6 protein-coding genes are annotated in these 6,341 nt (G+C 54.7%); 3 read left to right on the forward strand and 3 right to left on the reverse strand.

Going from position 1 to position 6,341, the window contains the following annotated elements:
* Positions 1–31: 31 nt before the first annotated feature.
* From M3089_RS01440 to M3089_RS01450, 3 genes are read left to right on the forward strand one after another with little or no spacing between them, the layout of a single operon-like run.
* Positions 32–1,075 carry a DUF4421 domain-containing protein gene (locus tag M3089_RS01440; RefSeq protein WP_262922130.1) on the forward strand — a complete coding sequence of 348 codons (1,044 nt, stop codon included), beginning with the start codon at positions 32–34 and terminating at the stop codon, positions 1,073–1,075.
* Positions 1,072–1,938, forward strand: a complete 867-nt coding sequence (locus M3089_RS01445; RefSeq protein ID WP_249081334.1) for an N-acetylmuramoyl-L-alanine amidase-like domain-containing protein — start codon at positions 1,072–1,074, stop codon at positions 1,936–1,938. The genes M3089_RS01440 and M3089_RS01445 overlap by 4 nt, the downstream gene beginning before the upstream one ends.
* A 25-nt stretch (positions 1,939–1,963) precedes the next feature.
* Positions 1,964–2,350, forward strand: a complete 387-nt coding sequence (locus M3089_RS01450; protein WP_205107535.1) for a YkvA family protein — start codon at positions 1,964–1,966, stop codon at positions 2,348–2,350.
* 479 nt (positions 2,351–2,829) lie between these two features.
* Here M3089_RS01450 and M3089_RS01455 read toward each other — a convergent pair whose 3' ends face one another.
* The 3 genes from M3089_RS01455 to M3089_RS01465 are packed head-to-tail and all read right to left on the reverse strand — an operon-like array spanning position 2,830 to position 5,881.
* The gene (locus M3089_RS01455) at positions 2,830–3,639 is read right to left on the reverse strand and encodes a hypothetical protein (RefSeq protein WP_249081335.1); all 810 of its coding nucleotides are present in this window, start codon (positions 3,637–3,639) and stop codon (positions 2,830–2,832) included.
* Positions 3,563–5,530, reverse strand: coding sequence for a YgiQ family radical SAM protein (locus tag M3089_RS01460; protein WP_249081336.1), 1,968 nt, complete (start codon positions 5,528–5,530; stop codon positions 3,563–3,565). The genes M3089_RS01455 and M3089_RS01460 overlap by 77 nt, the downstream gene beginning before the upstream one ends.
* A 15-nt stretch (positions 5,531–5,545) precedes the next feature.
* Positions 5,546–5,881, reverse strand: a complete 336-nt coding sequence (locus M3089_RS01465; protein WP_249081337.1) for a hypothetical protein — start codon at positions 5,879–5,881, stop codon at positions 5,546–5,548.
* Positions 5,882–6,341 lie beyond the last annotated feature (460 nt).

The following is a 6,341-nucleotide window of genomic DNA, read 5'->3' on the forward strand; positions in this document are numbered from 1 at the left end:
TATGTCGTGCCGCCTGTGTCTTATAGTGCTCATGATTGGTTCTGCGCTGTTTGCCTCCGCCTCAGAAAGGGGTAAGCGCAACGAACTCGGTTGGGTCAAGAGGCTGGTGTGCGGGTTCAGTGCCATAGACACAAACTACATAGAGCCACAGCATTATAATTTCACTGTCATGTTACAGTCAACTTTCAATTATGACATATACCGGCTTCGCAGCAATTCGGGCCAGGCGGTGACGCTGTCGCCCGACATGGCCATGCGCATCGGGCCGTATATGGGGTGGCGGTGGTTCTTTCTCGGCTACACGTTCGACTTGAAGCACATTGGCTTTGGCGACAGCGGAAAGAAGCGTGAGCTTGAGTTCAGCATCTATAGTTCGCAGATTGGTGTCGACTTGTTTTACCGACGGACGGGCAGCGATTATAAGATAAGGAACGCATACCTTGGCGACGGAGTTGACGTTTCAAGGTTGGTAGACGTCGCTTTCGACGGCATCAACGTCGGGATAACGGGGATTAACCTTTATTACATATTCAACCACGAACGCTTTTCATATCCGGCGGCATTTGCACAGAGCACGTGCCAGAAGATAAGTTGCGGCTCGTGGCTCGCCGGCATCGGTTATACAAGCAACAGCATTGAGCTCGACTACGCCAAGCTGCAGAATGTTGTGGCGCAGTATTGCAAGCCTTCCACGGTCAAGATAGACAGCGGGCTCATGTTCAACAGCGTCAAGTATTATGATGTGAGCGTATCGGGAGGCTATGCATACAACTGGGTCTTTGCCAAGGGATTCCTGTTTTGCGCCAGTGCGTCGGTGGCCTTGGCATACAAGCATGCCCACGGCAACATTGGCGGAAACAACGACCGGGGATTCAGTTTTAACAATGTGAACATCGACGGGATAGGGCGTTTCGGCCTTGTATACAACAATACGCGTTGGTATGCGGGTGCCAGTGCGATATTGCATTCGTACAATTATCGCAAGAACAGGTTTGCCACAAACAATGTTTTTGGCAGCCTTAACTTTTACATAGGATATAATTTTGGATTGAAGAAGGGGTACAGGAATAAATGAATATACTCAGAACACTGCTCATATTGTTGCTCTTTGCATCTGTCGAAGTCTGCCAGGCGGCTTCAAAGGCAGATTTCCTGCCTGTAGACAGCGTTTTCATAGAGCGTGTCTTGGCCGAGGCGAAAGACGGAAAGGCCACAGGCAACATGGCGCTTTTCTTCGCGCGCAAGTTCATCGGGCGCCCTTATGTGGCTCATACGCTGGAAAAGAATGACATTGAACGGCTTGTTGTGAACACTCGCGAGCTGGATTGTACCACCCTTGTAGAGAACGTGACGGCGCTTACTCTGTGCGCCGGCAGCAAGCGATACACATTCAGCGACTTCCTGGCGGTGCTTGAACAGTTGAGGTACCGCCGCGGCAAGCTTGACGGATATACCAGCCGGCTGCATTACTTCAGCGACTGGATTGCCGACAAGACGGCCATGGGCGTGGTGGCAGACATACAGGGCCCCGTGCCGCCATTTACGGCGGTGAAGAAGCTCAACATATATTACATGAGCAAAAACAGCCGGTCGTACAAGGCGCTGAGGCTTCACCCGGAGTTTGTTGCGGACATAAGGAATCAGGAGCGGGCGCTGAGCGGAACCACTTTTCGCTACATACCGAAGGCGTCGGTGGCAAATGCGGCCTTGTTGCGCGGTGTGATAAATGACGGCGACATAATAGCCATTGTCAGCAACAAGGGCGGCCTTGACATAGCCCACCTTGGCTTTGCCGTGTGGCATGCCGACGGACTGCACCTGCTCAACGCCTCGATGATTCACCGCAAGGTGGTGGATGAGCCCATGACACTGTACCGTTACCTTCAGAAACACCCCAGCCATGCGGGCTTGCGCATATTGAGAATTATAACACAATAATAAAAACAACTTAATTTAGTGTATTATGGAATTACCTGATTTTATGAGTTATGCCAACCGCTTTTCTGCAAATGACTTTGTAGACAAGATTTCCCGGATAGCCAAGCGGGCCGGGGCAAAGTTGGTTTATGCCGCATTCATCCTGTTTTACACACTGCAAAGCGACAAGGTCTCGAAGACAGACAAGGCCATCATCATTGGTGCTTTGGGCTATATGATAAGCCCGCTTGACGTCATTCCGGATGCAATACCAATAGCAGGGCTCACCGACGACCTTGCAGTGTTGATTTATGTGTTGAAGAAAGTGTGGGGCGACGTCGACCCGGAGATAAAGGATAAGGCGAAGGCCAAGCTCACAAAGTGGTTCGACGAGGATGAGATTGCCGAAATAGACGACTTGTTCAAGGCTTGAGCTGCCCCGCCAATGCCGGCATGTCCGGGTGTTGGCAAAAGGGATGAATACAGGGAGCGCCGCGATAGCGGTGCTCCCTGTATTCATGACAAATAGTCGGATAAACCGCCAAATGTCATTTCCGGGTGTTGTCCTGCCACAGAAACGTCATGGTTGAGCGGTGCGTTTGCTTCATTGTTAATGTCTTGTTCCCCAGGCGTTTGCTGCCTTTTGGCGGCATTTTTCCCTACGCTTCGTCCCTGCTTGGTACGCTACGCCCATTATAGTTACGCCAAACAACCTGCACGTCAATCGCATGTTGCCTCTTTGGGGAATAATGACCTGTTTGTGGTTAAGCCACCAACCAGCCTCCAAGCCCTTTCCGCCAAATTGCTTTCCGCTTTGCCTTGTCGCGGCCGGCTGCACTTGTGCCGGGCCAGACAAGCAATATTCACCCGGGATGCATGCAACCATTGTTGGCTCCAACGGCCTGTGCGCGTTTATGGATTGAACCGGATGTAGGTGCGGTCGTCAAAAGAGTTGTTGCCGGCCATCCATCCCTTGGTAGCCTTAAACAGCCAGATGTTAAGCGGGTCGGCGGCAAGTTGTTTTTCCAGAGCCTCTTCCGATGCAGCCAAGGTTGGCTTTAGGTGAGGGTAGCCGTCGGACGCCAGCACTATCTCGCGTGCCGTCCGGGGTATGCGTATTATGCGCACCTTGCTGGCGGGTATGCTGAATCCGTCGACCACGGCATAGGTCTTGTTTTGGTTGCCCATGCTTTCAATCAGTTCGCCGATTATGGCCTGCCTTGCCAAGTCGTTGTCCCGCAGTCCGTCTACGGTGGCAACCCCGTTGTCGAGCATGCCTTGGGCAATGGCGGCACGTTTGCCGGCAATGGCGGCTTCGTCGGGTTTGGGGTTTTCGTATGCCGTGCCGTCAACCATGCACTGGCAGTCGCCAATCATCCACACCTCGTGTCTGTGTCGGCTGTATACTATGCAACTGGCCGTCATCCTTTCTTCGGGATGGCATTCGAGCCGCGACAGCAGGCTTTCGTCGTAGTGGCTCCTGACGCTGGCGGTCACACCGTCGCAGAACCCCTTGCACGTCAGCCCTCTGTCGGCATGGCGTATGTATTGGCTTATCAGTTGCATGCACAGCCTCCCGTTGGTCACCCCGGGCATTATGCGTGTGGCGGTCTTGCTGGTGCTTCCGTCTATCACGGCAACGAAGTCATCGGTTGCCACGATACCGTCTTCTGCCTCCGCCTGTGGCTTTTTGGCCACGATGCTTTGTTCTATTATCCTCATAGGTTTGTTTTGGGGTGTTGTCAGGCATGGTTTCGTTGCCTCGGTTCCTGTAGCGCCCGTTAGGGTAGTGCGGCGGGCACAGTTCCTTTATCAGGTCTGGGCGGCCCATGGCCCTGAGCGATCGCTCTATGTTGCGCCTCTCTTCAGGTTTGTACCAGAAGAAAAACTGCCGTTGTGCCAGTTTCTCTGCCTGCGTCTTGGCGCTGTATACAGGTTCGAGCGTGTAAGGGTGGCAGCCCGTATACCATGCCTCGGTGCTTACGGTCATGGGCGTTGGCGTAAAGTCCTGCACCTGTTCCAGGTGGAAGTCCATGCGCTTGGTCAGCACGGCAAGCTCGGCCATGTCTTCTTCGTGGCATCCGGGGTGGCTGCTTATGAAGTAAGGTATGATTTGCTGGTTGAGCCCGGCCTCACGGTTTACCCTGTCGAATATACGCTTAAACTCCTGAAACTGGCCGAACGAAGGCTTCCTCATCAGCCTGAGCACATGGTCGCTTGTGTGCTCCGGTGCCACCTTGAGCCTTCCGCTCACGTGCTTCCTTATCAGTTCCTCGGTATAAAGGCGAGCGGCCCGGTTGGTGTTCTCGTCCTTGCTTTTGTGCAGCAGCAGGTCGTAGCGCACCCCGCTGCCTATGAAGCTCTTCTTTATTCCGGGCAGCGCGTCGACGGCATGGTAAATGTCAAGCAGCCGGCTGTGGTCGGTGTTGAGGTTGGGGCATATTTGCGGATGTATGCAACTGGGGCGCCTGCACTTTGCGCACAGTGCCTTGTCGTTGCCGCTCATGCCGTACATGTTGGCCGAAGGGCCGCCGAGGTCGGATATGTAGCCCTTGAAGTCGTCCATTTTCAGTATTTGCCTCACCTCGTTGAGTATGCTCTTTTTCGAGCGGCTGCTTATAAACTTGCCCTGGTGGGCCGATATGGTGCAGAAGGCGCACCCGCCGAAGCATCCGCGGTGGATGTTGACCGAGTGCTTTATCATCTCGTAGGCCGGTATGCGCTTGCCTTTGTACTTGGGGTGGGGCACCCTGGTGTATGGCAAGTCGTAAGAGGCGTCAATCTCTTCGGTGGTCATCGGCGGGTATGGCGGGTTGACCACGACCCACTTTTTGCCCACCTGCTGCAATATGCGCCTGGCATGCAGCATGTTCGACTCCACCTCGATGTGCTTGAAGTTCTCAGCTTGTGCCTTTTTGTCGGCCAGGCACTGCTCGTGGCTGTGTAGCATCACGTCGGCATCGCCAATGCCTCCGGGTATGTTGTCTTCGGTGCACAGCACGGCCGTTTGTGGAATGTCGCGCAGCGCGCCTATCGGTTCGCCCCTGTCAAGCCGCGCCGCCAGTTCTGCCACAGGCTTCTCGCCCATGCCGTAGATTATCATGTCGGCACCGCTGTCGCACAGTATCGACTTGCGCAGAGAGTCTTGCCAGTAGTCGTAATGCGTGAGCCGGCGCAGCGAGGCCTCGATGCCGCCAAGCACCACAGGCACGTTTGGAAACAGCTTGCGCAATATCTGCGAGTAAACGATGGTTGGATACTCGGGCCTCATGTCGTGGCGGCCGTCGGGGCTGTAGGCGTCTTCAGAGCGCAGCCGCCTGTTGGCCGTGTATTTGTTTACCATAGAGTCCATGCATCCGGGGGCCACGCCAAAGAACAGGCGCGGTTCGCCCAGTTTCTTGAAGTCGCGGAAGTCGCCGTGCCAGTCGGGCTGGGGCACTATTGCCACCTTGTATCCGGCCCGTTCGAGCGTCCGCCCGATGACGGCAGCGCCGAAGGCAGGGTGGTCTACGTATGCGTCGGCCGAAAACAGTATGATGTCTGCGCGGTCCCAGCCGCGCAGTTCCATTTCCTTCTTGGTTGTTGGCAGGAAGTCTGTCAGTCTGTATTCCATCCCGGGCCCTCTTCGTCAGTGTTCTGCCGCCTGGTCTTCGGCAGGCCCGTTGTCGTCGGTTTGCGCCCTGTGCTCGTTGGCCAAGGCCACGAGGCGCTTCAGTCCGATGGCCTTCATGTTAGGATGGTATATCACGTCGAGGCAAAGGTCGAGCAGAGCCTTGTCTCTTCCGGCTTCCGACTCGAGCATTGCCCGAACGTTGAGTTTCAGTTTTTCAAGCACATTCTCGTCCACATAGCCGTTGCTGTCTACCAGACCGTCAAACAGTCTGTATTTTTCTATCGTCTGCAGGTGCTCGTCGCTCACGTCGATGAATCGTGTGCCCGACATGTTTGCTTGGATTCTATACATATAAATGTCCTTTCAGTTGATTTTTTGTTGTTGATTTTGTTTCTTTTGCGGGCGTTGGTCATGCTTTTGCATTGCCGTCCGTTGCCGATGCAAAAGTAAGCATTTTCTGTCGAAAAACCTCGTGTAAGCTCTGGATTTATGGCCTCTGACGGTGCCAACCGGCCGACCGTGGCGCCGGGGTGTTGCCGGGGGCTTTCCAAAACGGCCCGTTATGCCATGCCAAACGGGCCGTATTAGGGTGTAAAACAGGCCGTTTTGTGATGCAAAACGGCACTTGCCCGAGAGCCCTCCGTGGGCGTTGGCGATGCATGTGGCTGGGCCGTATTGTCCGAGGCACCGACATGTGGCCGCAGGCTATGCCATCCATCCGTGGTGCCGCATTTGGTTTGCCGTTGCCGGGCGGTTGGCTTGATGCGCCATGGCCATGCGCCCGGCATCATGGCGGCAATGAATGGGTCAG

It is taken from the genome of Marseilla massiliensis (assembly GCF_023336985.1).
GTDB lineage: Bacteria > Bacteroidota > Bacteroidia > Bacteroidales > Bacteroidaceae > Prevotella > Prevotella intestinigallinarum.